Origin of the sequence: Burkholderia sp. MSMB1826, from assembly GCF_001526325.1 — a bacterium.
In the GTDB taxonomy this organism is placed as follows: Bacteria; Pseudomonadota; Gammaproteobacteria; order Burkholderiales; family Burkholderiaceae; genus Burkholderia.
In genome coordinates, this window is record NZ_LOYN01000013.1 from 150,088 (window position 1) to 174,544 (window position 24,457).

Below are 24,457 nucleotides of genomic sequence, written 5' to 3' on the forward strand. Positions count from 1 at the left end.
GACGCGCGCAGGGGCGACGAAGGCCGCGCGCTCCGCGAAAGCGGAGCAGCCGGCCGGCGCGGGCAAGCGCAAACGCGCGCCCGCGCGGGCGAACACCGCCCCGCGCGCACCGGCGGCCGCCGGCGACGCGGCCGTGCAGCACCACGAGATTCAGAACAAAGCGATGCCGGGCGCAAGCACCGGCACGCTCCCCGGAGCGGCCGCCGCTGGGCCTGCCGCTTCCGGCTCTCGCAGCGTTTCACCCAGCGCATCCACCTTGATCCAGATGAGGAGTTTCATGCAGCGCGCCACCAAGATAGTCGCCACGATCGGCCCGGCCTCCAGTTCGCCGGAGACTCTGCTGCAGATGATGCAGGCGGGCCTCGACGTCGTGCGGCTCAATTTTTCGCACGGCACGGCCGACGATCACCGCCAGCGCGCCGAAATGGTGCGCGAGGCCGCCCGCAAGGTCGGCCGCGAGATCGCGATCATGGCCGACCTCCAGGGCCCGAAGATCCGCGTCGGCAAGTTCGAGAACGGCAAGACCACGCTCGTGCCGGGGCAGCCGTTCATCCTCGATGCGGGCTGCGAACTCGGCAACGACGAGCGCGTCGGCCTCGACTACAAGGAACTGCCGCGCGATCTGAAGCCGGGCGACCTGCTGCTGCTGAACGACGGGCTGATCGTGCTGACCGTCGAGCGCGTGCTCGGCGACGAGATTCACACGACCGTCAAGGTGGGCGGCGAGCTGTCGAACAACAAGGGGATCAACCGCCAGGGCGGCGGCCTGTCGGCTCCGGCGCTGACCGCGAAGGACATGGAGGACATCCGCACCGCGATGTCGCTCGGCGCGGACCTGGTGGCCGTGTCGTTCCCGAAGAACGCCACCGACATGGAAATGGCGCGCCAGCTCGCGAACATCGCGGGTGCGCCGTACGGCATCAAGCCGAAGATGATCGCGAAGATCGAGCGCGCGGAAGCGATTCCGGCGCTGCAGAGCATCCTCGACGCATCCGACGGCATCATGGTCGCGCGCGGCGACCTCGCGGTGGAAGTGGGCAACGCGGCCGTGCCGGCGTTGCAGAAGCGGATGATCCGGATGGCGCGCGAGTCGAACAAGCTCGTGATCACCGCGACGCAGATGATGGAATCGATGATCTACGCACCGGTGCCGACCCGCGCGGAAGTGTCGGACGTCGCGAACGCGGTGCTCGACGGCACCGACGCGGTGATGCTGTCGGCCGAGACGGCCGCCGGCAAGTACCCGGTCGTCACGATCGAGACGATGGCGGCCGTATGCGTCGAGGCGGAAAAGTCGGAGCACGTCGAGCTGGACAAGGATTTCCTCGACCGCACGTTCACGCGGATCGACCAGTCGATCGCGATGGGCGCGCTGTTCACCGCGTATCACCTCGGCGCGAAGGCGATCGTCGCGCTGACCGAATCGGGCGCGACCGCGCTGTGGATGTCGCGCCACTACACGCACGTGCCGATCTTCGCGCTGACGCCGCGCGTCGGCAGCGAGCGCACGATGGCGCTGTACCGCAACGTGACGCCGCTGCACGTCGACTTCAACAGCGACCGCGATTCGGCGCTGCAGGCGGCGCTCGAGATCGTCGTCAAGCAGGGTTACGTGCAGCACGGCGACATGGTCGTGCTGACCGTCGGCGAGCCGATGGGGCAGGCGGGCGGCACCAACACGCTGAAGATCGTGCGGGTCGGCGAGCATTATTGAGCGTCGCCCGAGCCGCATCGAGCCGGCTCGCGGCCTGCGGCCCGGCTCGGCCGGAATCGATCCGGCACCGTTTTTTGCGCGAAAGCCGCGCGGGGTCCGAAGCCCCGCGCGGCTTTTTTTCTCCTTTTTGGCCGGATTGTGCCGTGCGAACGTAACAAATTGCGAGCGGGCGCTACCGGGCGGTCGGAATCGGAGGCGCTTCGCGATAAAATGCGGCTATTCGACGCTCAGCCGCGCCGTGCCGCCCCGGTCTGGACCGGGAGCGAGCGCCGCGCCGGCGTCAGGGCGCACCGGTTTTCATTCCAAGGAGTTCCACAATGCCTCTCGTATCAATGCGTCAATTGCTGGACCACGCGGCAGAGCACGGTTACGGCCTGCCGGCCTTCAACGTGAACAACCTGGAGCAGGTCCAGGCGATCATGGCGGCGGCGGATCAGGTCGGCGCGCCCGTGATCATGCAGGCATCGGCCGGCGCGCGTAAGTATGCGGGCGAGCCGTTCCTGCGCCACCTGATCGAAGCGGCGGTCGAATCGTATCCGCACATTCCGGTCGTGATGCACCAGGATCACGGCCAGTCGCCGGCGGTCTGCACGGCCGCGATCCGCAGCGGCTTCACCAGCGTGATGATGGACGGTTCGCTCGAAGCCGACGGCAAGACGGTCGCGTCGTACGAGTACAACGTCGACGTGTCGCGCAAGGTCGTCGAGATGGCGCACTCGATCGGCGTGACGGTCGAAGCCGAGCTCGGCGTGCTGGGCTCGCTCGAGACGATGAAGGGCGACAAGGAAGACGGCCACGGCGCGGAAGGCACGATGACCCGCGAGCAGCTGCTGACCGATCCGGAGCAAGCCGCCGACTTCGTGAAGCTCACGCAGTGCGATGCGCTCGCGATCGCGATCGGCACGTCGCACGGCGCGTACAAGTTCTCGAAGAAGCCGACGGGCGACATCCTGTCGATCCAGCGCATCAAGGAAATCCACGCGCGCATCCCGAACACGCACCTCGTGATGCACGGTTCGTCGTCGGTGCCGCAGGAACTGCTGGCCGAGATCCGCGAATTCGGCGGCGACATGAAGGAAACCTACGGCGTGCCGGTCGAGGAAATCCAGGAAGGCATCAAGCACGGCGTGCGCAAGATCAACATCGACACCGACTTGCGTCTCGCGATCACCGGCGCGATCCGCCGCTACCTGTTCGAGAATCCGGGCAAGTTCGATCCGCGCGACTACCTGAAGCCCGCGCGCGAAGCCGCGAAGAAGGTCTGCGTCGACCGTTACCTCGCGTTCGGCTGCGAAGGCCAGGCCGGCAAGATCAAGCCGGTGTCGCTCGACAAGATCGCCGAGCAGTACAAGTCGGGCGCGCTCGCACAGGTCGTGCGCTGAGACTGTAGTACGATTGCCCCGCCCGGTTCTGCCGCCGGGCATGGGCGGGCCGCCAGGCCGGCCGGATCCGGTCCGGCCCCGGCAGCCGTTCCGTCCGGCCGAACGAGGGCCGGCCGGCAGCCGTCCGGGCGCTGCGCCCGCCGGTTCGCCGACGTATTGCAAGACCGCCGTTCCCGCCTGCCGCGGGGAACGGCGTTTCCCTTTTTGTTTGGCTCCTTATCTGCGAAAAGACGATGTCTACCCTTTACGAATCCACGCTCCGCTCGCTGCCGCTCCTCGGTCGCGGCAAGGTTCGCGATAACTACGCGGTCGGCAACGACAAGCTCCTGATCGTCACGACCGATCGCCTGTCGGCCTTCGACGTGGTGATGGGCGAGCCGATTCCGAACAAGGGCCGCGTGCTGAACCAGATGGCGAACTTCTGGTTCGACAAGCTCGCGCACATCGTGCCGAATCACCTGACGGGCGACGCGCCGGAAGCGGTCGTCGCGGCCGACGAGGTCGAGCAGGTGAAGGGCCGCGGCGTGGTCGTCAAGCGTCTCGAGCCGATCATGATCGAAGCGGTCGTGCGCGGCTACCTGGCCGGCAGCGGCTGGAAGGAATACCAGGCGTCGGGCGCCGTGTGCGGCGTGCAGCTGCCGGAAGGCCTGCAGAACGCGCAGAAGCTGCCCGAGCCGATCTTCACGCCGGCCGCGAAGGCCGAGATGGGCGAGCACGACGAGAACATCACGTTCGAGGAAACCGAGCGCCGCATCGGCACCGAGCTGGCCGCGACGATCCGCGACATCTCGATTCGCCTGTACAAGGAAGCGGCCGATTACGCGGCGACGCGCGGCATCATCATCGCCGACACGAAGTTCGAATTCGGCCTCGACAACCACGGCAAGCTGTACCTGATGGACGAAGTGCTGACCGCCGATTCGTCGCGCTTCTGGCCGGCCGATCAGTACGAAGTCGGCACGAACCCGCCGTCGTTCGACAAGCAGTTCGTGCGCGACTGGCTCGAGGCGCAGCCGTGGGGCAAGACGGCGCCGGCGCCGGCTCTGCCGGCCGACGTCGTCGAGAAGACGGCCGCGAAGTACCAGGAAGCGCTCGAGCGCATCACGGGCCAGGCGCTCGCCTGACGGAGCTTTGCATGGGACCGGAGTCAGTGCTGAAGCACTCGCTCCGGTCGACAGGAACACACGAAATGAATGAAAAGCAAACTGCCCACACGCACAGCGCGCCGCTCGTCGGCGTGCTGATGGGTTCGAGTTCCGACTGGGACGTGATGAAGAACGCGGTTGCGATCCTGCAGGAATTCGGCGTGCCGTACGAAGCGAAGGTCGTGTCCGCGCACCGGATGCCCGACGAGATGTTCGACTATGCGGAGAAGGCGCGCGAGCGCGGGCTGCGCGCGATCATCGCGGGCGCCGGCGGCGCCGCGCACCTGCCCGGCATGCTGGCCGCGAAGACCACGGTGCCGGTGCTCGGCGTGCCGGTCGCGAGCAAGTACCTGAAGGGCGTCGATTCGCTGCACTCGATCGTGCAGATGCCGAAGGGCGTGCCCGTCGCGACGTTCGCGATCGGCGAGGCCGGCGCCGCGAACGCCGCGCTGTTCGCGGTGTCGATCCTGTCCGGCAACTCGGTCGACTACGCGAACCGGCTCGCGGCGTTCCGCGTGCGCCAGAACGAAGCCGCGCACGCGATGGTGCTGCCGCCGCTGGCATGACGGCATGGCGCGCGGCCGCACGATGCGGCCGGCGCCGGATTTTCCTACTGCGGCGGGCATTTCCGCGTTCCGCCGCGACCGACCACTGACATGACCGCAACTCCTGATTCCGTTTCCCCGATCCTGCCCGGCGCGTGGCTGGGCATGGTCGGCGGTGGCCAGCTCGGCCGCATGTTCTGCTTTGCCGCCCAGTCGATGGGCTATCGCGTCGCCGTGCTCGATCCCGATCCGGCGAGCCCCGCCGGCGCGGTCGCCGATCGCCATCTGCGCGCGGCGTACGACGACGAAGCCGCACTCGCCGAACTGGCGGACCTGTGCGAGGCCGTATCGACGGAATTCGAGAACGTGCCGGCCGCGAGCCTCGATTTCCTCGCGCGCACGACGTTCGTCGCGCCGGCCGGCCGCTGCGTCGCGGTCGCGCAGGACCGGATCGCGGAGAAGCGTTTCATCGAGGCGTCGGGCGTGCCGGTCGCGCCGCACGTCGTGATCGAATCGGCGGCGGCGCTCGCCGCGCTCGACGATGCCGCGCTCGACGCGGTGCTGCCGGGCATCCTGAAGACGGCCCGCCTCGGCTACGACGGCAAGGGCCAGGTGCGCGTCGCCACCGCGCAGGAAGCACGCGACGCGCATGCCGCGCTCGGCGGCGTGCCGTGCGTGCTGGAGAAGCGCCTGCCGCTGAAATACGAGGTGTCGGCGCTGATCGCGCGCGGCGCGGACGGCCGCTCGGCCGCCTTCCCGCTCGCGCAGAACGTGCATCACGACGGCATCCTCGCGCTGACGGTCGTGCCGGCGCCGGCGGCCGATGCCGCGCGCGTCGAAGAGGCGCAGCAGGCGGCCGTGCGGATCGCCGATACGCTCGGCTACGTCGGCGTGCTGTGCGTCGAGTTCTTCGTGCTGGAGGACGGCTCGTTCGTCGCGAACGAAATGGCGCCGCGCCCGCACAACTCCGGCCACTACACGGTCGATGCGTGCGCAACGAGCCAGTTCGAGCAGCAGGTGCGCGCGATGACGCGCATGCCGCTCGGCAACCCGCGCCAGCATTCGCCGGCCGCGATGCTGAACATCCTCGGCGACGTGTGGTTTCCCGACGGCGCGGCAGCCGATGCCGTCACGCCGCCGTGGGACGCGGTCGCCGCGATGCCGGCCGCGCACCTGCACCTGTACGGCAAGGAAGAAGCGCGCGTCGGCCGCAAGATGGGCCACGTGAACTTCACGGCCGAGACGCGCGACGAAGCCGTCGCTGCCGCCAACGCGTGCGCGCAACTGCTGCGCGTGCCGCTCGACTGAGGCGCGGGCCGATGTCCATCGATCTCCCGAAGCACGTGACGCCCGCGCAGATCGACGCGGCCGCCGCGTTGCTCGACGCGGGCCAGCTCGTCGCGTTTCCGACCGAAACCGTCTACGGGCTCGGCGGCGACGCGGCGAATCCCGAGGCCGTCGCGCGCATCTATGCGGCGAAAGGGCGGCCCGCGAACCATCCGGTGATCGTGCATCTGCCGCCCGGCGGCGATCCGGGCTACTGGGCCGACGATCTGCCGGCCGACGCGCACGCGCTGATCGATGCGTTCTGGCCGGGGCCGCTCACGCTGATTCTGAAGCGTCATGCGCGTATTCCGGATGCCGTGAGCGGCGGGCAGGATTCGGTCGGGCTGCGCTGTCCGTCGCATCCGGTCGCGCAGGCGTTGCTGGCCGCGTTCAGCGCGCGGCGCGGCGGCCACGGCGGCGTGGCCGCGCCGTCCGCGAACCGGTTCGGCCACGTGAGCCCGACGACCGCGCAACACGTGCGCGACGAATTCGGCGATACCGTGCACGTGCTCGACGGCGGCGCATCGGAAGTCGGCATCGAGTCGACGATCCTCGATCTGTCGCGCGGCTTCCCGGCGCTGCTGCGCCCGGGCCACGTGACGCCTCGGCAGATCGCCGACGTGCTCGGCCGCGCGCCGAAGCTGCCGGACGGCAGCGACGCGACCGCGCCGCGCGCGTCGGGCACGCTGAAAGCGCATTACGCGCCGCGCACGCCGCTCGCGCTGCTGCCGTTCGACGCACTCGAGCCGCTGCTCGCGGCCGCGCAAACCGACGGCGAGCGCGTCGCGCTCGTCGCCCGCGCGTCGCGGGCAGGACACTGGGCGCAGGCCGACGGCGTGCATTTCGTCGCGGCACCGGAAGACCCGCAGGCCTATGCACGCGACCTGTACGGGATGCTGCGGGCGCTCGATCGCGCGCAGGTCGCGCGCATCCTCGTCGAAAAGCTGCCCGAGACCGTCGAATGGATCGCGGTCAACGATCGCCTCGGCCGCGCGGCGGCGGCATTCGAAGCGCGCGACTGACGCACGCAGGCGCCTGCCGAATGAAAAACGCCCGACCGGCGAACCGGTCGGGCGTTTTCGTTTGGGTGCGTGGCCGGCGGCTTACTTGCCGACGCCGGATTTCGCGATCTGCTGTTGGACGTATTGCGCGAACAGCGCGTGCAGGTGCGTCGTCGGGTGGACCGTGTCGGCGAACATGTAGGTCTGGTCCGCGTTCGCGACCGTGTACGTCTGCGGCGAGCAGAACAGCGACGAGCCGAACGCGGTCGCATTCGCGACGCCGTACTGCGTGGCGGCCTGCACCATCGCCTTCAGGTTGCACGCGGTGTCCGTATTCGACACGCTGAAGCCGTTCGCCTGGTAGTTGGCCGCGATGCCGTCCTGCCACGTGAACGAATCGACCACCACGTACTTCGTCGGGTCGACCTTCAGCGCGGCGAGCGTGCCGACGAGCGTCTTGTTGAACAGCCCCGACAGTTGCGTGAACGCGGCCTGCGTGCTCGCGCCGCCTTGCAGCGCGAGCGGCGTGCCGCCGATGTCCGGCACGTTCGCGACGAACACGTGCGTCGCGCCCGCCGCGACGATCTGCTGGACGATCCCGCCCAGCTGCTGCGCGGCCAGGCCGATCGCCTGCGCCGCCGCGAGTTGCGCGGCCGGCGTGTTGCCTTGCGCCTGCGCGACCTGGGCCTGGTAGAAGATGTCGTTCGCGCCGCCGTTGATCAGCACGATCTGGCCGGCGTTGAAGCTGCCGTGCTGCGTCAGGTACTGCTTGACCTGGTCGGCGATCGGCGTCGTCGTCGCCTGGGCGTAGTCGGGGTTCGGCACGCTGGCGTCCGCATGGCCGATGCCCGGCTGCAGCGTCACGCGCGAGCCGCCTTGCGCGTAGCCGAGGCCGCCCGTCGCCTGCAGCGGAATGCCGAAGCCGCCCTGGTTCGCGGGCTGCAGCGTGTCGCCGTAGTACTGGGCGACGTCCTGCGTCCAGACCTGGCCCGGGTTGGTCGTGAAGCGGCCGCCGCCGAAGCCGAGCTTGATCTGCGAGTAGGTGCCGACGTCGGACAGGCTGTCGCCGAACGACACGATCTGCATCTTCACGCCCGACGGCGGCGTGTTCGACGCGCTGCTGCCGTTGTTGTCGTCGCCGCCGCCGCATGCGGCGAGCAGCGCGAGCGCGGCGCCGGCGATCGCGACTTGCGCGGTGCGCAGCATGCGCCGGCGCGTGCGGGAAGGTGCGTGTTGTTGTGTCTGCATCGTTCGATCTCCTCGTAGATATGGCCCTGATGTGTTTCTCATCTGCCGCGTGCCTGCTCGGTTCCGGGCTGCGCGGCGGCCGTTGGCTGAAACGGTTTATCGGTCGCGCGCAACCGCTTGCGGCACGGTGCGCGGATCCGGGTTCGCGGCCTCGGCGACCTGCGCATGATAAGCGCTCGCCCATTCGGGCGGGCCGAAAATCGCGCGCAGCTTGTTGCGCCATCCGCCGACGCGCCACGCGTCGGACGCCATCGCCGCCCACTCGTGGAACGTCGCGACGAGCGGGTTGTTCGAGCCGAGCCGCTCGACGATTCCGTAACGCGGCGGATCGTCGGGCGTTTCCTCGACATAGCTGCCGAACAGGCGATCCCAGATCACGAGGACGCCTGCGTAATTGCGGTCGATGTAGCGCGCGTTGCGTGCATGGTGCGCGCGGTGGATCGACGGCGTGTTCAGCACGTATTCGAGCCAGCCGAGCTTGCCGATCGCCTGCGTGTGCACGAAGAACTGGAACGCGAGGTTGATCAGCACGATGCCGACGATCTGTTGCGGCGGAAAGCCGACGAACGCGAGCGGCAGCCAGAACAGCCACATGCCCGCGATCGGGTACATCAGGCTCTGGCGGAACGCGGTCGAGAAATTCATCCGTTCGGACGAGTGGTGCACGACGTGCGCGGCCCACAGCCAGCGCACGCGATGGCTCGCGCGATGAAACACGTAGTAGAGGAAGTCCTGCGCGACGAACAGCACCGCGAACGACAGCCAGCCGTCGTGCCACGTGTAGACGCGATAGTGGCGGTAGCAGTACGCATAGACGGGAATCACGAACAACCAGGCGATCTTGTCGGCGCCCTGGTGCATCAGCGCGAGCGCCGCGTTGCACAGCGTGTCGCGCCACGCATAGATGCGGTCCTGCGCGCGGGTGCGGGCGAAGTGCCAGGCCTCCCACGCGATGCAGAGCAGGAAGACGGGCGCCAGCGCGAGCAGAAGCAATTCGACGTCGAATCGCATGGGCGTGTCTCCTTCGTTCCCCTGCAAGCCATGAGGCCGGGCGTGTGGCCCGTTGTAGATATCGGTCAGGCCAACAGCCTACGCAATCGCCACGCGCTAGGCGAGGGGGCAGCGTAGAGGGTTCCCTCAGAGGATAGGGTTTCTACGGAACCCGTACTGCACGGGGCCGGGCGGTGCGGCCCCGTTTTGCGGGCGCGGCGCGCGCACGGGGCGTCGCGCGACGGTGGCGCGGGCGTTTCAAACCGCGCGGCGCGAGATTTTCGCGGGCGACGCGGTGCGTGGGGCGCGTAGGTCGCCCTGTCGCGACGGCCCGCTGCGCGCTGCATGCCGCACGTTGCACGCCGCACGTTGCACGCCGCACGGATCGTCAGTGCGCGCCCGCGTAGATCCACTCGAGCAGCGTGTCGTGCGCGGCGCGCGCGCCTTCCGCGTGATCGTTGTTGATGAAGCTGACGACGACGTAGCTCTGGCCGTCCGCACCGGCGACGTAGCCGGCGATCGCGCGCACGTCGCGCAGCGTGCCGGTCTTGATGTGCGCGTTGCCGAGCACGCCCGCGTTGGTGAGGCGGTTCTTCATCGTGCCGTCGATGCCCGCGATCGGCAGCGAATCGACGAACGCCTGCGCGACGGGGCTCGCGTTCGCGGCCTGCAGCAGCGCGGCGAGCGACAGCGCGCTCACGTGCTCTTCGCGCGACAGCCCCGAGCCGTTCTCGAGCACGAGGTCGGGCATCGCGATGCCGTTTTTCTGCAGGAACGCCTGGATCGCGCGGCTCGACTGCTCGGGCGTCGCGGGCGGCTTGCCGCTGACCGCGCCGATCGTGAGGAACAAGTTGCGCGCCATCACGTTGTTGCTGAACTTGTTGATGTCGTAGACGATGCTGCCGAGCACCGGGCTGTGATGCACGGCGAGCGGCCGCGCGGTGACGGGCACCTTGCCTTCGCTCACGGGCCCCGCGATCGTGCCGCCGTCCTGTTGCCACAGCGCGAGGAAGCCGCGTGCGAAGAACGTCGTGTGATCGAGGATCGCGAGGTTGGTCGTGTGCGCGCCGCAGCGCAGCGGGTAGTCGCCGGCGAACGATGCGGTCATGATCCCGCCGCCGGCCGTCAGCGTCGGGCGCGCAGCCGCGGCGGCCGCGCTGCACGAACCCGAGCCTTCGACGAGCTGGTTGTCGATCGACAGGTTCGCGAGCGGCGGCAGCACGTCGACGGCGACCTTGCCGTCATCGCCCGGCGTGACCGTGAACGACACGGCCTTGAATGCATACAGCAACGGATCGGGGCCGACGTTGTACGGCGCGCTGACATCGTCGTCGAACGACGGCAGGTCGCGCGTCGACGCAGCGAAATAGCTCTTGTCGAGCACGAGGCCGCCGGCCACGCGCTTGACGCCCGCCTTGCGCAGCTTGTCGACGAGGTCGATCAGTTCTTCGGGCACGAGCTTCGGATCGCCGGTGCCCTTGATGTACAGGTTGCCTTGCAACGTGCCGTCGGGGTCGACCGTGCCGTCCGTGTACGCGGTCGTGCGCCAGCGGTAGTCGGGGCCGAGGATCGACAGGCCCGCGAAGGTCGTCACGAGCTTCATCGTCGAGGCCGGCAGCATCGGCCGGCTCGCATTCCATGCGATCAGCGGTTGCGGATCGCCGACGCGCTCGACGACGACGCTCATCGCCGACGCCGGCACCTTCGCGCGCTGCAGCGCGACGAGCACGGTTGCCGGCAGGCCGGCCGCGCGCGCGGCCGGCGACACGACGGCGGTCTTGCGCGCTTCCTTGTGGGACTTCTTGCGGGCCTGCGCGGACGGCGCGAACGCGAGGGCCGTGCACGTGGCGACGACGGCGGCCGCCCGCAGACAGACGCGGGCGCGGGGGACGAACCGGGCGGAAAGATCGGAAATCGGCATGGGCGAATACGGGAAAAGCAGGGGGCTCGGGCAGGACGCGCGGGGGGCGCCGAAGCGCACATTGTAGAGACAAGTCGGGGCTGGCCCCTTGCAATCCGCCTTACTGTTGCATTGCACGGTGCCGCGCACGCGATGCGCGGCGCTACAATGGTCGCCGTGTTTGACTCGCCCATGGATGCCTGTCCCGATGCGGATTCTGCTTGTCGAAGATGATCGAATGATTGCCGAAGGCGTGCGCAAGGCGCTGCGCTCGGACGGCTTCGCGGTCGACTGGGTGCAGGACGGCGACGCCGCGCTCACGGCGCTCGGCGGCGAGACGTACGATCTGCTGCTGCTCGATCTCGGCCTGCCGAAGCGCGACGGCATCGACGTGCTGCGCACGCTGCGCGGGCGCGGGCTGGCGTTGCCGGTGCTGATCGTCACCGCGCGCGACGCGGTCGCCGATCGCGTGAAGGGGCTCGACGCCGGCGCCGACGATTACCTCGTCAAGCCGTTCGATCTCGACGAGCTGGGCGCGCGCATGCGCGCGCTGATCCGCCGCCAGGCCGGGCGCAGCGAGTCGCTGATCCGCCACGGCGCGCTCACGCTCGATCCCGCGTCGCACCAGGTGACGCTCGACGGCGCGCCCGTCGCGCTGTCCGCGCGCGAGTTCGCGCTGCTCGAGGCGCTGCTCGCGCGGCCGGGCGCGGTGCTGTCGAAGAGCCAGCTCGAGGAGAAGATGTACGGCTGGGGCGAGGAGATCGGCAGCAACACGGTCGAGGTCTATATCCACGCGCTGCGCAAGAAGCTCGGCTCGGACCTGATTCGCAACGTGCGCGGGCTCGGCTACATGGTCGTCAAGGAAAGCTGACGCGTGCGGTCGATTCGTCATCAATTGCTGATCTGGCTGCTCGCGATCGTCGTCGCGGGCGTGGGCATGGCGGGCTGGCTCATCTACCGGCAGGCGCTCGCCGAAGCGAACGAGCTGTTCGACTACCAGTTGCAGGAAATCGCCGCGGCGCTGCCGTCGGAGCCGTTCTCGCAGGTGTTCGGTTCGCGCACCAACGGCGACGAAGGCATCGTGATCCAGATCTGGAATCGCAACGGCGTGCTGATGTACTTCTCGCATCCGCGCGCGCCGATCGCGCCGCGCGCGGAGCTCGGCTTCTCGACCGAGCGCACCGATCGCGGCGAATGGCGCGTGTACGGCGCGATCGTCGGCGACAACGTCGTGCAGCTCGCGCAGCCGCTGTCGGTGCGCAACCGGCTGGCGGCGAACGTCGCGCTGCGCACGCTGTGGCCGCTGATCGTGCTGCTGCCGTTCCTCGGCGCGGCCGTGTGGGGGATCGTCGGGCGCGGGCTCGCGCCGCTCGCCCGCGTGACGCGCGCGGTCGAGGCGCGCCGGCCGGAAGCGCTCGATGCGCTGCCCGACGGCCGCCTGCCGCTCGAGGTGCAGCCGCTCGTGCGCGCGCTGAACGGGCTGCTCGCGCGGCTGTCGGCGGCGCTCGACACGCAAAAGGCGTTCGTCGCCGACGCCGCGCACGAATTGCGCACGCCGCTCGCGGCCGTGCAGATCCAGGCGCAGCTCGTCGCCCGTGCGAAGGACGATGCGTCGCGCCGCGAGGCGATCGCGGATCTCCAGGACGGCGTGTCGCGCGCGACGCGTCTCACCGAGCAACTGCTCGCGCTCGCGCGCGCCGAGCCGGACGGCGCGACGATGCGCGAACCGGTCGACCTGCAGGCGCTGCTCGCCGAATGCGTGGCCGCGCATGCGCCGCTCGCGCAGCGGCACGACATCGATCTCGGCTTCGAGGAAACGTGTGCGGCGAGCGTCGTCGCGGACGTCGGCGCGCTGCGCGTGATGTTCGGCAACCTGCTCGACAACGCGGTGAAGTACACGCCGGACGGCGGCCGCATCGACGTGTCGCTGACGCGCGACGCGGCCGGCCGCGCCTGCGTGCAGATCGCCGACAGCGGGCCGGGCATTCCGGCGGCCGAGCGCGAGCGCGTGTTCGACCGCTTCTATCGCGACAGCACGGCGCGCGCGCGCACCGACGTGTCGGGCAGCGGGCTCGGGCTCGCGATCGTCAAGCGTGTGGCCGCGCAGCAGGGCGCGACGGTGTCGCTCGGCGATGCGGCCGCGGGCGGCCTGCTCGTCAGCGTCGTGTTCCGCGATGCCGAGATGCCGGCCCCGGCGCCGCAGCCTTCCGAATCCGTCTGAAGGGGGCGTCCGGCGAGGGCGGCGCGGGCCGGGTGCCGGCAGCCGCTTAAGCCCCGCTTAAGGCTGATTAAGCCTCCTTTAAGTCAGGGTCGTTACGCTGCGTCCTAACAAAGAGGAGGTCCTACGATGAACACCCGATTCCTTGCGCGCGGCACCGTCGCGGTCGCCGTGGCGGCTGCCCTGTCGGCCGGCTATTTCGCCGGCACCCGCCGCGCCGATCCGCAGATCATCACGCCCGCGCAGGCGGCCGCATTGATGCCGGCCGAAGCCGCGGCCAAGACCGGCATTCCCGATTTCTCCGGGCTCGTCGAGACCTACGGCCCGGCGGTCGTGAACATCAGCGCGAAGCATGTCGTGAAGCAGGTGTCGCGGCGCGCGCCGCAACCGCAACTGCCGATCGATCCGAGCGACCCGTTCTACCAGTTCTTCAAGCACTTCTACGGCCAGGTGCCGGGCATGGGCGGCGACGCGCAGCCGGACGACCAGCCGAGCGCGAGTCTCGGGTCGGGCTTCATCGTCAGTTCCGACGGATACATTCTCACCAATGCACACGTGATCGACGGCGCGAACGTCGTCACGGTCAAGCTGACCGACAAGCGCGAATACAAGGCGAAGGTCGTCGGCTCCGACAAGCAGTCCGACGTCGCCGTGCTGAAAATCGACGCGAGCGGCCTGCCGACCGTGAAGATCGGCGACCCGGCGCAGAGCAAGGTCGGCCAGTGGGTCGTCGCGATCGGCTCGCCGTACGGCTTCGACAACACGGTCACGTCGGGCATCATCAGCGCGAAGTCGCGTGCGCTGCCGGACGAGAACTACACGCCGTTCATCCAGACCGACGTGCCGGTGAACCCCGGCAACTCCGGCGGCCCGCTGTTCAACCTGCAGGGCGAGGTGATCGGCATCAACTCGATGATCTACTCGCAGACGGGCGGCTTCCAGGGCCTGTCGTTCGCGATCCCGATCAACGAGGCGATCAAGGTGAAGGACGAGCTCGTGAAGACGGGCCACGTGAGCCGCGGCCGCCTCGGCGTCGCCGTGCAGGGGCTGAACCAGACGCTCGCGAGTTCGTTCGGACTGCAGAAGCCGGACGGCGCGCTCGTCAGCTCGGTCGACGCCAACGGTCCGGCCGCGAAGGCCGGCCTGCAACCGGGCGACGTGATTCTGTCGGTCAACGGTTCGCCGGTCGCCGATTCGACGTCGCTGCCCGCGCAGATCGCGAACCTGAAGCCGGGTTCGAAGGCCGACCTGCAGATCTGGCGCGACAAGTCGAAGAAGTCGATCAGCGTGACGCTCGGCGCGATGTCCGATGCGAAGCTCGCGTCGAACGACGGCGGGCCGGTCGAACAGGGCCGCCTGGGTGTCGCGGTGCGTCCGCTGTCGCCGCAGGAGCGCAGCGCCAGCAACCTGTCGCACGGGCTGATCGTGCAGCAGGCCGGCGGGCCGGCCGCCAACGCGGGCATCCAGCCGGGCGACGTGATCCTCGCGGTCAACGGCCGCCCGGTCACGAGCCCCGAGCAGTTGCGCGACGCGGTGAAGGGCGCGGGCAACAGTCTTGCTCTGCTGATCCAGCGCGATAATGCACAGATCTTCGTGCCGGTCGACCTGAGCTGACCGGCCACGGCCGACGGCCGGTCTGGCCGGCCGCGGCGGGCGCCGTCGCCGTGCGACCGCGTGACGCTGCGCCCGTATGTGTTCCGACCCCAAGGAGAGAGCCATGCAATATCTACGCAACGTGTCCCGATTTGCCGTCGCCGCGGCGCTGACCGCCGGCCTCGCGACCGGCGCGTACGCGCAGTCGGACGGTCTGCCCGCCGCGAGCCAGCAAGGCGATGTCAGCTACGTGTCGGGCGGTATCGGCAAGGACCAGTCGACGGCATTCCAGCGTAACGAGGCGTCGTGGCCGCTGGCGCTGCGCTTCACCGGCAAGGGCGGCGAGTTCCTGGCCGACGTTCATGTGCGGATCGTCGACGGCAAGGGCACCGAGGTGCTGGCGACCGACGCGCGCGGGCCGTACATGCTGGTGAAGCTGCCGCCGGGGCGCTATACGGTGCATGCGTCGTACCAGGGCAGCGACGAATCGCGCGCCGTCACGGTCGGCGCGAAGGGCGGCGCGAAAGCCGCGTTCCAGTGGAGTGCGCAGTAGCCCGCCGCGCGCGGCCCGGGGCCCGGGCGCGCACTCGGACGAAGTTTCGCCCATAATGAAAGCCACGGCATGCGTGCCGTGGCTTTTTCGTTTCCTGCCCCGGCCTGGCGGCCGCCCGAAGGAGAAACGATGTCCGATGCAGCCGACCCTCGACTCGAAATCGTGCCGAACCGCCATCGCGTGCGCGTGATTCATCGCGGCATCACCTATGCCGATTCGCACGGCGCGCTGACCGTGCGTGAAGCGGGGCTCCCGGACATCCATTACCTGCCGCGCAGCGACGTCAACATGCGCCGGCTCGTGAAATCGGGCGTCACGTCGGCCTGCCCGTTCAGGGGGCAGGCCGTGCATTTCGACTTGCAGACGGAAGACGGCGTGATCGAGAACGCCGCATGGAGTTACGAAGAACCGAACGAGGCGGCGGCCGTGCTGGCGCACTACGTCGCCTTCGATGTCGCACGGGTCGACAGTCTCGTCGAGACGTCCTGATGCGGCGCGCGTTCATCGGGGAGGCGTCATGGAACTGAACGACACGTTACGCGTACCGCTCGCGCCGCCTGTCGTGCGGGATGCGCTGGAGGATCTCGCGCTGTTGCGGGCGAGCTTCGACCATTGCGAATCGTTCGTGAAACTCGCGCACGGCGAGTTCGCGCTGACGATCACGGTGCCGCTCGGTCCGCTGCGTGCGCGCTACGACGTGCGCGCGCATGCGGCCGCCGAGCAGGGGGACGCGGAAGGGCGGCCGCGCCGCGTGCTCAACTTCAAGGCGCGGGCCGACGGCCTCGGCGCACTGCGCGGCCAGGTCGAACTCGCACTGATGCCGGATGACGATGCGAGCGCCACGCGAATCGAGTACGTGGTCTGGGCGACGGCGAGCGGGCCGCTCGCCGAACTGCCGGGGCGGCAGATCGACAATGCGCTGCGCGAATGGACCGACACGTTCTTCCGCGAGTTCGGGGCGGTCGTGCAGGCGAAGCACGGCCTCGCGCCGAATCGCGCGAACTCATCCGCGCAGCGACGCCAGCACGTATTTCTGCGGCCGGCATCGCTGGTGGCCGCGACGAAGCGTGCGCTGCCGCCGCATCTCGGCGGCGCGCTGAGCGGGCGGGCGGCGAGCGCGCTCCGGCATCGCGATTCCGGCACGATACCCGTGTGGGCCTGGGCGGCGATGATCGTGTTCGTCGCGCTGCTGCTTTACGCGGCACGCTGGTTCAACGGCGGCTGACCGGCCGCCCGGCTCCGCGTCGCGGCCTGCCCGCCGCCCGCGCGGCGGGCGTCACCGTCCGGCGCCGGCTCCAGCGCCGCGAAATTCCCTTCGATACGCAGACGGCGACGTGCCGAGCGCGCCCGCGAAATGCTGGCGCAGCGACACGCTCGAGCCGTAGCCGGCCGCCTGCGCGATCGCGTCGATCGATTGTCCGGTGGTTTCGAGCAGATGCCGCGCGCGCGCGAGCCGCTCGGCCTGCAGCCACGCGGTGACGGTCGTGCCCGTCGCCTGGCGGAAGTGGCGCGTGAACGTGCGCCGGCTCATCAGCACGCGCTCGGCGAGCGAATCGACGCTGTGCGCGGCGTCGAGATGGGCGCGCACCCAGTCGAGCAGGCCCGCGAGCCGCGCATCGCGCGGATGTGCGGCGACCGGCTGCGGCACGTACTGGGCCTGGCCGCCCTGCCGGTGCGGCGGGATCACGAGGCGGCGCGCGATCCGGTTCGCGGCGTCCGAGCCGAAACGCCGCCGCACGACGTGCAGGCAGCAGTCGAGCCCCGCGGCGGTGCCGGCCGACGTCGTCAGGTTGCCGTCGTCCACGTACAGCACGTCGGGATCGAGTTTCACGCGCGGAAAGCGCCGGGCGAAATCGTCGGCCCACGCCCAGTGCGTGGTGGCCGGGCGGCCGTCGAGCAGGCCGGCCGCGGCGAGCACGTAAGCGCCGAGACACAGGCCGACGAGTTCGGCGCCGCGCGCGGCGACCGCGCGCACGGCATCGAGCAGCGCGTCGGGCGGCGCTTCGTCGGGGTCGCGCCAGGAGGGCACGATGACGATGTCCGCATCGTCGAGCGCATCGAGCCCGTACGGCGCGGCGATCGTGAAGCCGCCCGTCGTCGCGAGCGGGCCGCGCTCGGCCGAGCAGACGCGGAACGCGAACGCGGGCGACGCGTCCGCGTCGCGCTCCTTGCCGAACACGACCGACGGCACCGACAGGTGGAACGGGCTGATGCCGTCGTACGCGATCACGGCGACGACGGTCGGAACGGATGGGGCGGGCGACGCGGCGGCGAGCATGGCGGCTCCGGAAAAGCGATGGCCCGATTTTATCGAAGAATGGCTATCGGGCCACTATCGGCGCCCGCCACGCGGCCCGACAATGCGTCGCATCGCACTGCTGGCCGCCCCGCTCCGGGGCGGGGCAGCGCCGCCGATCAGGAGCCCGCCATGTCGAACGCCGTCCCGCATTCCGCTTCCCGTCCCGCTTTCCGCCGCGCACTGATCGTGATCGACGTGCAGAACGAATACGTGACGGGCAACCTGCCGATCGAATATCCGCCGCTCGACGTGTCGCTCGCGAACATCGGCCGCGCGATCGACGCCGCGCACGCGGCCGGCGTGCCGGTGATCGTGGTTCAGCACGTCGCGCCGGCCGGCGCGCCGATCTTCGCGCCCGGCACCGACGGCGTCGCGCTGCACGCGGTGGTCGCCAGCCGGCCGTACGCGCATCGGATCGAGAAGGCGCAGGCCAGCTCGTTCGCCGGCACCGATCTCGCCGCGTGGCTCGACGCGCACGGCATCGACACGCTCGCGGTGGCCGGCTACATGACGCACAACTGCAATGCGTCGACGGTCTATCACGCGGCGCATGCGGGGCTGAAGGTCGAGTACCTGGACGATGCGACGGGCGCGCTGCCTTACGAGAACGAAGCGGGCGCGGCGAGCGCCGAGGAGATTCACCGCGCATACGCGGTGGTGTTCCAGTCGAATTTCGCGGCCGTGATGTCGACCGACGCGTGGATCGCGGGGCTGGCCGGCGCGCCGATGCCGGCGCGCGATTCGGTGGCCGCGTCGAACCGGCGGGCTCGCGCGCATCGCGCGAAGGCGGCCTGACCCGGCACGGCGACCGGGCGCGCCCTACGCCACGGTCAGTCGCGGTCCTTCAGCATCGCCGGGCTGTAGCGCAGCATGTCGAAGCAGCCGTCGACGAGCTTTTCCGCATGCTGCTCGGCGTCGATTTCGTCGGGCAGCATCAGCATGTCGCGCACGAACCCGCTGACGAGCGTGTGCAGCATCAGCGCCGCGCGCCACGTATCGAGCCGCTCCGGCAGCAGCTTGCGCTCCACGGCCACCGCGAGATCGGCGTCGATCATGTGCAGCGCCTCGCTCATCCCCGCGCGGTTGCGTTGCAGCAGCGGCTCCATGTCCGCGACGTACTCGCACTTCATGAACAGGATGCTGAACACGCGCCGCAGCTGCGGGTCGCGCTGCACGCCGAGCAGGCACCAGATCAGGATCTGGCGCACCTTGTCGAGCGGATTGCCGCCCGGCGCGTCGAGCGGTATCCGCTTCAGTTCGTCGATCGGCAGGAGCACGCGGTCGAACATCGCATCGAACAGTTCGCTCTTGTTCGCGAAATGCCAGTAGATCGCGCCGCGCGTCACGCCGGCGTGGTGGGCGATGTCCGCGAGCGACGTATGCGATACGCCTTTCTCGAAGAACACGTGTTCGGCGGCGTCGAGAATGCGATTGCGCGTCTCGAGCGCCTCCTCCTTGGTACGTCTGACCATGTGCAGGCCTGATTGGATCGATCGTCGGTGAATATAGGGTCCGCAACCCCTCGTCGCCGTCATGCAGACCGGCTATGCTTGCTGCTGGTAACAATCTGTAAGACGGGGCAGCCGGCGGAGTACAAACGGGCTTTTTACATACATTCGTGAATGTATATACAATACCACCCTACGATCGAATGACCCAAGTGGCAATCAGTTAATATCCCACTCTGCTGATTCCCGCCCTAGTATCAGTCCGCAGTTCGCGGCATCCCCGTCGGCACGGAGGTCTCGTGCCGACGTGCTGTATCTAGCAGTCCAGTAATTCAGGTGTTCGATCTGCGCCGCAAGGCGCATCCGTGTTGCGCTCCTGGCGGGCGCGTCACTTATTCCATTGGTTATACACAGAGGTCGCTCCATGCGCGTCGAACGGGTTCCATACCGCTTAATCACTGTCGCGACGGCCGCCGTTTTCCTGGCCGCGTGCGGGAAAAAAGAATCGGCACCGCCGCCGCAAACGCCGGAAGTCGGCGTCGTCACCGTCCAACCGCAAGCCGTGCCGGTCTTCACCGACCTGCCGGGCCGCACCAGTGCATTCCTCGTCGCGCAAGTGCGTGCGCGGGTCGATGGCATCGTGCTGCGCCGTGAATTCACCGAAGGCACCGACGTCAAGGCCGGTCAGCGCCTCTACAAGATCGATCCGGCGCCGTACATCGCCGCGCTGAACAGCGCGAAGGCGACGCTGGCGAAGGCGCAGGCGAACCTCGTCACGCAGAACGCGCTGGTCGCGCGCTACAAGGTGCTGGTCGCGGCGAACGCGGTCAGCAAGCAGGACTACGACAACGCGGTCGCCACGCAAGGCCAGGCCGCGGCGGACGTCGCGGCCGGCAAGGCGGCGGTCGACACCGCGCAGATCAACCTCGGCTATACGGATGTCGTGTCGCCGATCAGCGGCCGCGTCGGCATCTCGCAGGTGACGCCGGGCGCATACGTGCAGGCGAGCCAGGCGACGCTGATGTCGACGGTGCAGCAGCTCGATCCGGTGTACGTCGACCTCACGCAATCGAGCCTCGAAGGGCTGAAGCTGCGTCAGGACGTGCAGAGCGGGCGTCTGAAGACGAGCGGCCCGGGCGCGGCGAAGGTGTCGCTGATCCTGGAGGACGGCAAGACCTACTCGGAGCCGGGCAAGCTGCAGTTCTCGGACGTGACGGTCGACCAGACCACGGGCTCGGTGACGATCCGCGCGGTGTTCCCGAACCCGGGCCGCGTGCTGCTGCCGGGGATGTTCGTGCGTGCACGGATCGAGGAAGGCGTGAACGAGAACGCGTTCCTGGTGCCGCAGATCGGCGTCACGCACGACCAGAAGGGCCAGGCGATCGCGATGGTGGTGAACGCCAGCAACAAGGTCGAGCCGCGTCCGTTGAAGACCACCGGCATGCAAGGGCAGAACTGGATCGTCGAAGGCGGTCTGCAGGCGGGCGATCACGTGATCGTGCAAGGCGTCGACAAGGTGCGCCCGGGCGCGACCGTGAAGACGGTCCCCGCGCAGCTCGCTCCGGCGGCCGATGCCGCCTCGGGTGCCGCTGCCCCCGCCGCGCCGGCCGCCGCCGGGTCCGGCGCCGCTGCCGCTTCCGGTGCCGCCGCATCGGGCGCCGCGCCGGCGAGTGCTGCCGCTGCCTCGAGCGCGCAATAACAGGGAGCCTGTTTCATGGCAAAGTTTTTTATCGATCGCCCGATCTTCGCGTGGGTGATCGCCATCATCCTGATGCTGGCCGGGGTTGCGGCGATCTTCACGCTGCCGATCGCGCAGTATCCGACGATCGCGCCGCCATCGATCCAGATCACCGCGAACTACCCGGGCGCTTCCGCGAAGACGGTGGAAGACACGGTGACGCAGGTGATCGAGCAGCAGATGAGCGGTCTCGACAACTTCCTGTACATGTCGTCGACGAGTGACGACTCGGGCAACGCGACGATCACGCTGACCTTCGCGCCGGGCACCAACGCCGACATCGCGCAGGTCCAGGTGCAGAACAAGCTGTCGCTCGCGACGCCGGTTCTGCCGCAGGTCGTGCAGCAGCTCGGTCTGTCGGTCACGAAGTCGAGCAGCAGCTTCCTGCTGGTGCTCGCCTTCAACTCCGAAGACGGCAGCATGAACAAGTACGACCTCGCGAACTTCGTGGCGTCGCACGTGAAGGATCCGATCAGCCGGCTGAACGGCGTCGGTACCGTCACGCTGTTCGGCTCGCAGTACGCGATGCGGATCTGGCTCGACCCGAACCGCCTGACCAACTACGGGCTCACGCCGGTCGACGTCAGCTCCGCGATCACCGCGCAGAACGTGCAGATCGCGGGCGGCCAGATCGGCGGCACGCCGGCGAAGCCGGGCACCATGCTGCAGGCGACGATCACCGAATCGACGCTGCTGCAGACGCCCGAACAGTTCGGCAACATCCTGCTGAAGGTCAACCAGGACGGCTCGCAGGTTCGCCTGAAGGACGTCGCGCAGATCGGCCTCGGCGGCGAAAACTACAACTTCGACACGAAGTACAACGGTCAGCCGACCGCGGCGCTCGGCATCCAGCTCGCGACCAATGCGAACGCGCTCGCGACCGCGAAGGCCGTGCGCGCGAAGATCGACGAGCTCGCACCGTTCTTCCCGCACGGCCTCGTCGTGAAGTACCCGTACGACACGACGCCGTTCGTGAAGCTGTCGATCGAGGAAGTGGTCAAGACGCTGCTCGAAGGTATCGTGCTCGTGTTCCTCGTGATGTATCTGTTCCTGCAGAACCTGCGGGCGACGATCATCCCGACGATCGCGGTGCCGGTCGTGCTGCTCGGCACGTTCGCGATCATGTCGATGGTCGGCTTCTCGATCAATACGCTGTCGATGTTCGGCCTCGTGCTCGCGATCGGCCTGCTGGTCGACGATGCGATCGTGGTGGTCGAGAACGTCGAGCGCGTGATGGCCGAGGAGGGGCTGTCGCCGAAGGAGGCGACCCGCAAGGCGATGGGCCAGATCACCGGCGCACTCGTCGGCGTGGCGCTCGTGCTGTCGGCGGTGTTCGTGCCGGTGGCGTTCTCCGGCGGTTCGGTCGGCGCGATCTATCGTCAGTTCTCGCTGACGATCGTGTCGGCGATGGTGCTGTCGGTGCTGGTCGCGTTGATTCTGACGCCGGCGCTGTGCGCGACGATCCTCAAGCCGATCCCGCAGGGCCATCACGAAGAGAAGAAGGGCTTCTTCGGCTGGTTCAACCGCACGTTCAACAACAGCCGCGACAAATACCACGTCGGCGTGCACCACGTGATCAAGCGCTCGGGCCGCTGGCTCATCATCTATCTGGTCGTGATCGTCGCGGTCGGGCTGCTGTTCGTGCGCCTGCCGAAGTCGTTCCTGCCCGATGAAGACCAGGGCCTGATGTTCGTGATCGTGCAGACGCCGTCGGGCTCGACGCAGGAAACGACCGCGAAGACGCTCGCGAACATTTCCGACTACCTGCTGAAGGACGAGAAGGACATCGTCGAATCGGCGTTCACGGTCAACGGCTTCAGCTTCGCGGGCCGTGGTCAGAACTCGGGTCTCGTGTTCGTGCGCCTGAAGGACTACTCGCAGCGTCAGCATGCGAACCAGAAGGTGCAGGCGCTGATCGGCCGGATGTTCGGGCGCTACGGGAGCTACAAGGACGCGCTCGTGATTCCGTTCAACCCGCCGTCGATTCCCGAACTCGGTACCGCCGCCGGCTTCGACTTCGAGCTGACGGACAACGCCGGTCTCGGCCACGACGCGCTGATGGCCGCACGTAACCAGTTGCTCGGGATGGCGTCGAAGGATCCGACGCTGCAGGGTGTCCGTCCGAACGGCCTGAACGATACGCCGCAGTACAAGGTCGACATCGACCGCGAGAAGGCGAATGCACTGGGCGTGACGGCGGATGCGATCGACCAGACGTTCTCGATCGCGTGGGCGTCGAAGTACGTGAACAACTTCCTCGACACCGACGGCCGGATCAAGAAGGTGTACGTGCAGGCCGACGCGCCGTTCCGGATGACGCCGGAAGACATGAACATCTGGTACGTGCGCAACGGGTCGGGGGGGATGGTGCCGTTCAGCGCGTTCGCGACCGGTCACTGGACGTACGGTTCGCCGAAGCTCGAGCGCTACAACGGCGTGTCGGCGATGGAAATCCAGGGGCAGGCCGCACCGGGCAAGTCGACCGGCCAGGCGATGGCCGCGATGGAAACGCTCGCGAAGAAACTGCCGGTCGGTATCGGCTATTCGTGGACGGGGCTGTCGTTCCAGGAAATCCAGTCCGGCTCGCAGGCGCCGATCCTGTACGCGATCTCGATCCTCGTCGTGTTCCTGTGTCTCGCGGCGCTGTATGAAAGCTGGTCGATCCCGTTCTCGGTGATCATGGTCGTGCCGCTCGGCGTGATCGGTGCGCTGCTCGCGGCCACGATGCGCGGCCTCGAGAACGACGTGTTCTTCCAGGTCGGCCTGCTGACGACCGTGGGCTTGTCCGCGAAGAACGCGATCCTGATCGTCGAGTTCGCGCGCGAACTGCAGCTGACGGAGAAGATGGGGCCGATCGAGGCCGCGCTGGAAGCCGCGCGCCTGCGGCTGCGTCCGATCCTGATGACGTCGCTCGCGTTCATTCTCGGCGTGATGCCGCTCGCGATCAGCAACGGCGCGGGCTCCGCAAGCCAGCACGCGATCGGTACGGGCGTGATCGGCGGGATGATCACGGCGACGTTCCTCGCGATCTTCATGATCCCGATGTTCTTCGTGAAGATCCGTGCGATCTTCAGCGGCGAGAAGGAAGACGTCGACGAGGCGCTGCGCCTGGCTCAGGAGCACTCGCACCACGAAGAGAAGCCGGGCAACGGCGACGAAGGCAACAAGGGACAGTGATGATGCAAAAACACGCTTTGACTGCAATCGCAGTCGCGCTCCTTGCCACGGGCTGCACGATGGCGCCGCATTACAAGCGGCCCGACGCGCCCGTCGCGCAGGCGTACCCGGCCGGCGGCGTCTACGCGACGCAGCCGGGCGCGGCCGGCGCGCGCAGCGCGAACGGCCAGGCGGCGACCG

21 protein-coding genes and 1 pseudogene are annotated in these 24,457 nt (G+C 68.5%); 16 read left to right on the top strand and 6 right to left on the bottom strand.

The annotated features are described in order from the left end of the window. Positions 1-150: 150 nt before the first annotated feature. Positions 151-279, bottom strand: a complete 129-nt coding sequence (locus WS95_RS35610; RefSeq protein ID WP_023476234.1) for a hypothetical protein — start codon at positions 277-279, stop codon at positions 151-153. Between WS95_RS35610 and pyk the strand changes: the two genes are divergently transcribed. The 6 genes from pyk to WS95_RS06645 all read left to right on the top strand — a co-directional run bounded on the left by pyk (position 278) and on the right by WS95_RS06645 (position 7,134). Beyond that, on the top strand, positions 278-1,714 hold the full coding sequence (gene pyk / locus WS95_RS06620; protein ID WP_034208283.1) for a pyruvate kinase: 1,437 nt from the start codon (positions 278-280) through the stop codon (positions 1,712-1,714). The two genes, WS95_RS35610 and pyk, sit on opposite strands and share 2 nt — an antisense overlap. A gap of 317 nt (positions 1,715-2,031) precedes the next feature. After that, positions 2,032-3,096 (top strand): class II fructose-bisphosphate aldolase, encoded by a 1,065-nt coding sequence (gene fba / locus WS95_RS06625; protein ID WP_006481730.1) that lies wholly within the window; start codon positions 2,032-2,034, stop codon positions 3,094-3,096. 233 nt (positions 3,097-3,329) lie between these two features. Continuing rightward, positions 3,330-4,220, top strand: coding sequence for a phosphoribosylaminoimidazolesuccinocarboxamide synthase (locus WS95_RS06630; protein ID WP_034208282.1), 891 nt, complete (start codon positions 3,330-3,332; stop codon positions 4,218-4,220). A 65-nt stretch (positions 4,221-4,285) separates the two neighbouring features. Further along, positions 4,286-4,807: a 5-(carboxyamino)imidazole ribonucleotide mutase gene (gene purE, locus WS95_RS06635; RefSeq protein WP_034208281.1), complete on the top strand. Its 522-nt coding sequence runs from the start codon at positions 4,286-4,288 to the stop codon at positions 4,805-4,807. Between the two features lie 90 nt (positions 4,808-4,897). Next, entirely contained in the window at positions 4,898-6,094 is a 1,197-nt protein-coding gene (locus WS95_RS06640) for a 5-(carboxyamino)imidazole ribonucleotide synthase (RefSeq protein WP_059780559.1), read from the top strand. A gap of 11 nt (positions 6,095-6,105) precedes the next feature. After that, positions 6,106-7,134 (top strand): L-threonylcarbamoyladenylate synthase, encoded by a 1,029-nt coding sequence (locus WS95_RS06645; protein WP_059822921.1) that lies wholly within the window; start codon positions 6,106-6,108, stop codon positions 7,132-7,134. A gap of 81 nt (positions 7,135-7,215) precedes the next feature. On the opposite strand, the gene WS95_RS06650 is transcribed toward WS95_RS06645, so the two are convergent. The 3 genes from WS95_RS06650 to dacB form a co-directional block, all read right to left on the bottom strand. Next, positions 7,216-8,361 (bottom strand): SGNH/GDSL hydrolase family protein, encoded by a 1,146-nt coding sequence (locus WS95_RS06650; RefSeq protein WP_034208278.1) that lies wholly within the window; start codon positions 8,359-8,361, stop codon positions 7,216-7,218. Positions 8,362-8,457: 96 nt separating this feature from the next. Continuing rightward, entirely contained in the window at positions 8,458-9,372 is a 915-nt protein-coding gene (locus WS95_RS06655; RefSeq protein WP_059780561.1) for a sterol desaturase family protein, read from the bottom strand. Between the two features lie 367 nt (positions 9,373-9,739). After that, positions 9,740-11,272: a D-alanyl-D-alanine carboxypeptidase/D-alanyl-D-alanine endopeptidase gene (dacB, locus tag WS95_RS06660; RefSeq protein WP_059822923.1), complete on the bottom strand. Its 1,533-nt coding sequence runs from the start codon at positions 11,270-11,272 to the stop codon at positions 9,740-9,742. A 187-nt stretch (positions 11,273-11,459) separates the two neighbouring features. Here dacB and WS95_RS06665 point away from each other — a divergent pair, with 187 nt between their 5' ends. The 6 genes from WS95_RS06665 to WS95_RS06690 all read left to right on the top strand — a co-directional run bounded on the left by WS95_RS06665 (position 11,460) and on the right by WS95_RS06690 (position 16,840). Next, entirely contained in the window at positions 11,460-12,122 is a 663-nt protein-coding gene (locus tag WS95_RS06665; protein ID WP_006481728.1) for a response regulator, read from the top strand. Between the two features lie 3 nt (positions 12,123-12,125). Continuing rightward, a complete protein-coding gene (locus tag WS95_RS06670) occupies positions 12,126-13,472 on the top strand; it encodes an ATP-binding protein (protein ID WP_059822924.1) in 1,347 nt (448 codons plus the stop codon). A gap of 126 nt (positions 13,473-13,598) precedes the next feature. Continuing rightward, a complete protein-coding gene (locus tag WS95_RS06675; RefSeq protein ID WP_034208274.1) occupies positions 13,599-15,083 on the top strand; it encodes a DegQ family serine endoprotease in 1,485 nt (494 codons plus the stop codon). Between the two features lie 103 nt (positions 15,084-15,186). Next, the gene (locus WS95_RS06680; RefSeq protein ID WP_059780564.1) at positions 15,187-15,615 is read left to right on the top strand and encodes a carboxypeptidase-like regulatory domain-containing protein; all 429 of its coding nucleotides are present in this window, start codon (positions 15,187-15,189) and stop codon (positions 15,613-15,615) included. Between the two features lie 129 nt (positions 15,616-15,744). Further along, on the top strand, positions 15,745-16,104 hold the full coding sequence (locus tag WS95_RS06685; RefSeq protein WP_059780565.1) for a DUF427 domain-containing protein: 360 nt from the start codon (positions 15,745-15,747) through the stop codon (positions 16,102-16,104). Between the two features lie 28 nt (positions 16,105-16,132). Next, positions 16,133-16,840 carry a CoxG family protein gene (locus WS95_RS06690; protein WP_059780566.1) on the top strand — a complete coding sequence of 236 codons (708 nt, stop codon included), beginning with the start codon at positions 16,133-16,135 and terminating at the stop codon, positions 16,838-16,840. A gap of 51 nt (positions 16,841-16,891) precedes the next feature. On the opposite strand, the gene WS95_RS06695 is transcribed toward WS95_RS06690, so the two are convergent. Continuing rightward, on the bottom strand, positions 16,892-17,893 hold the full coding sequence (locus WS95_RS06695; protein WP_034208270.1) for a helix-turn-helix domain-containing protein: 1,002 nt from the start codon (positions 17,891-17,893) through the stop codon (positions 16,892-16,894). A gap of 150 nt (positions 17,894-18,043) precedes the next feature. On the opposite strand from WS95_RS06695, the gene WS95_RS06700 reads away from it, so the two are divergent. Then, positions 18,044-18,709 (top strand): cysteine hydrolase family protein, encoded by a 666-nt coding sequence (locus WS95_RS06700; RefSeq protein ID WP_034208269.1) that lies wholly within the window; start codon positions 18,044-18,046, stop codon positions 18,707-18,709. Positions 18,710-18,744: 35 nt separating this feature from the next. On the opposite strand, the gene WS95_RS06705 is transcribed toward WS95_RS06700, so the two are convergent. Next, positions 18,745-19,386: a TetR family transcriptional regulator gene (locus WS95_RS06705; RefSeq protein ID WP_059822925.1), complete on the bottom strand. Its 642-nt coding sequence runs from the start codon at positions 19,384-19,386 to the stop codon at positions 18,745-18,747. Between the two features lie 400 nt (positions 19,387-19,786). Between WS95_RS06705 and WS95_RS06710 the strand changes: the two genes are divergently transcribed. The 3 genes and pseudogenes from WS95_RS06710 to WS95_RS32785 all read left to right on the top strand — a co-directional run. Then, positions 19,787-21,061 (top strand): efflux RND transporter periplasmic adaptor subunit, encoded by a 1,275-nt coding sequence (locus WS95_RS06710; RefSeq protein WP_012329143.1) that lies wholly within the window; start codon positions 19,787-19,789, stop codon positions 21,059-21,061. A 15-nt stretch (positions 21,062-21,076) separates the two neighbouring features. Beyond that, positions 21,077-24,277, top strand: a complete 3,201-nt coding sequence (gene bpeB, locus WS95_RS06715; protein ID WP_034208267.1) for an efflux RND transporter permease BpeB — start codon at positions 21,077-21,079, stop codon at positions 24,275-24,277. Then, positions 24,277-24,457, top strand: a pseudogene (locus WS95_RS32785) (multidrug transporter); the annotation flags it as partial. The gene bpeB and the pseudogene WS95_RS32785, both read left to right, overlap by 1 nt.

What these genes read in the sequence shown, in the direction of transcription:
- pyk (WP_034208283.1), top strand. Translation starts at nt 278, where the DNA reads ATGCAGCGCGCCACCAAGATAGTCGCCACGATCGGCCCGGCCTCCAGT.
- WS95_RS35610 (WP_023476234.1), bottom strand. Translation starts at nt 279, where the DNA reads ATGAAACTCCTCATCTGGATCAAGGTGGATGCGCTGGGTGAAACGCTG.
- fba (WP_006481730.1), top strand. Translation starts at nt 2,032, where the DNA reads ATGCCTCTCGTATCAATGCGTCAATTGCTGGACCACGCGGCAGAGCAC.
- WS95_RS06630 (WP_034208282.1), top strand. Translation starts at nt 3,330, where the DNA reads ATGTCTACCCTTTACGAATCCACGCTCCGCTCGCTGCCGCTCCTCGGT.
- purE (WP_034208281.1), top strand. Translation starts at nt 4,286, where the DNA reads ATGAATGAAAAGCAAACTGCCCACACGCACAGCGCGCCGCTCGTCGGC.
- WS95_RS06640 (WP_059780559.1), top strand. Translation starts at nt 4,898, where the DNA reads ATGACCGCAACTCCTGATTCCGTTTCCCCGATCCTGCCCGGCGCGTGG.
- WS95_RS06645 (WP_059822921.1), top strand. Translation starts at nt 6,106, where the DNA reads ATGTCCATCGATCTCCCGAAGCACGTGACGCCCGCGCAGATCGACGCG.
- WS95_RS06650 (WP_034208278.1), bottom strand. Translation starts at nt 8,361, where the DNA reads ATGCAGACACAACAACACGCACCTTCCCGCACGCGCCGGCGCATGCTG.
- WS95_RS06655 (WP_059780561.1), bottom strand. Translation starts at nt 9,372, where the DNA reads ATGCGATTCGACGTCGAATTGCTTCTGCTCGCGCTGGCGCCCGTCTTC.
- dacB (WP_059822923.1), bottom strand. Translation starts at nt 11,272, where the DNA reads ATGCCGATTTCCGATCTTTCCGCCCGGTTCGTCCCCCGCGCCCGCGTC.
- WS95_RS06665 (WP_006481728.1), top strand. Translation starts at nt 11,460, where the DNA reads ATGCGGATTCTGCTTGTCGAAGATGATCGAATGATTGCCGAAGGCGTG.
- WS95_RS06675 (WP_034208274.1), top strand. Translation starts at nt 13,599, where the DNA reads ATGAACACCCGATTCCTTGCGCGCGGCACCGTCGCGGTCGCCGTGGCG.
- WS95_RS06680 (WP_059780564.1), top strand. Translation starts at nt 15,187, where the DNA reads ATGCAATATCTACGCAACGTGTCCCGATTTGCCGTCGCCGCGGCGCTG.
- WS95_RS06685 (WP_059780565.1), top strand. Translation starts at nt 15,745, where the DNA reads ATGTCCGATGCAGCCGACCCTCGACTCGAAATCGTGCCGAACCGCCAT.
- WS95_RS06690 (WP_059780566.1), top strand. Translation starts at nt 16,133, where the DNA reads ATGGAACTGAACGACACGTTACGCGTACCGCTCGCGCCGCCTGTCGTG.
- WS95_RS06695 (WP_034208270.1), bottom strand. Translation starts at nt 17,893, where the DNA reads ATGCTCGCCGCCGCGTCGCCCGCCCCATCCGTTCCGACCGTCGTCGCC.
- WS95_RS06700 (WP_034208269.1), top strand. Translation starts at nt 18,044, where the DNA reads ATGTCGAACGCCGTCCCGCATTCCGCTTCCCGTCCCGCTTTCCGCCGC.
- WS95_RS06705 (WP_059822925.1), bottom strand. Translation starts at nt 19,386, where the DNA reads ATGGTCAGACGTACCAAGGAGGAGGCGCTCGAGACGCGCAATCGCATT.
- WS95_RS06710 (WP_012329143.1), top strand. Translation starts at nt 19,787, where the DNA reads ATGCGCGTCGAACGGGTTCCATACCGCTTAATCACTGTCGCGACGGCC.
- bpeB (WP_034208267.1), top strand. Translation starts at nt 21,077, where the DNA reads ATGGCAAAGTTTTTTATCGATCGCCCGATCTTCGCGTGGGTGATCGCC.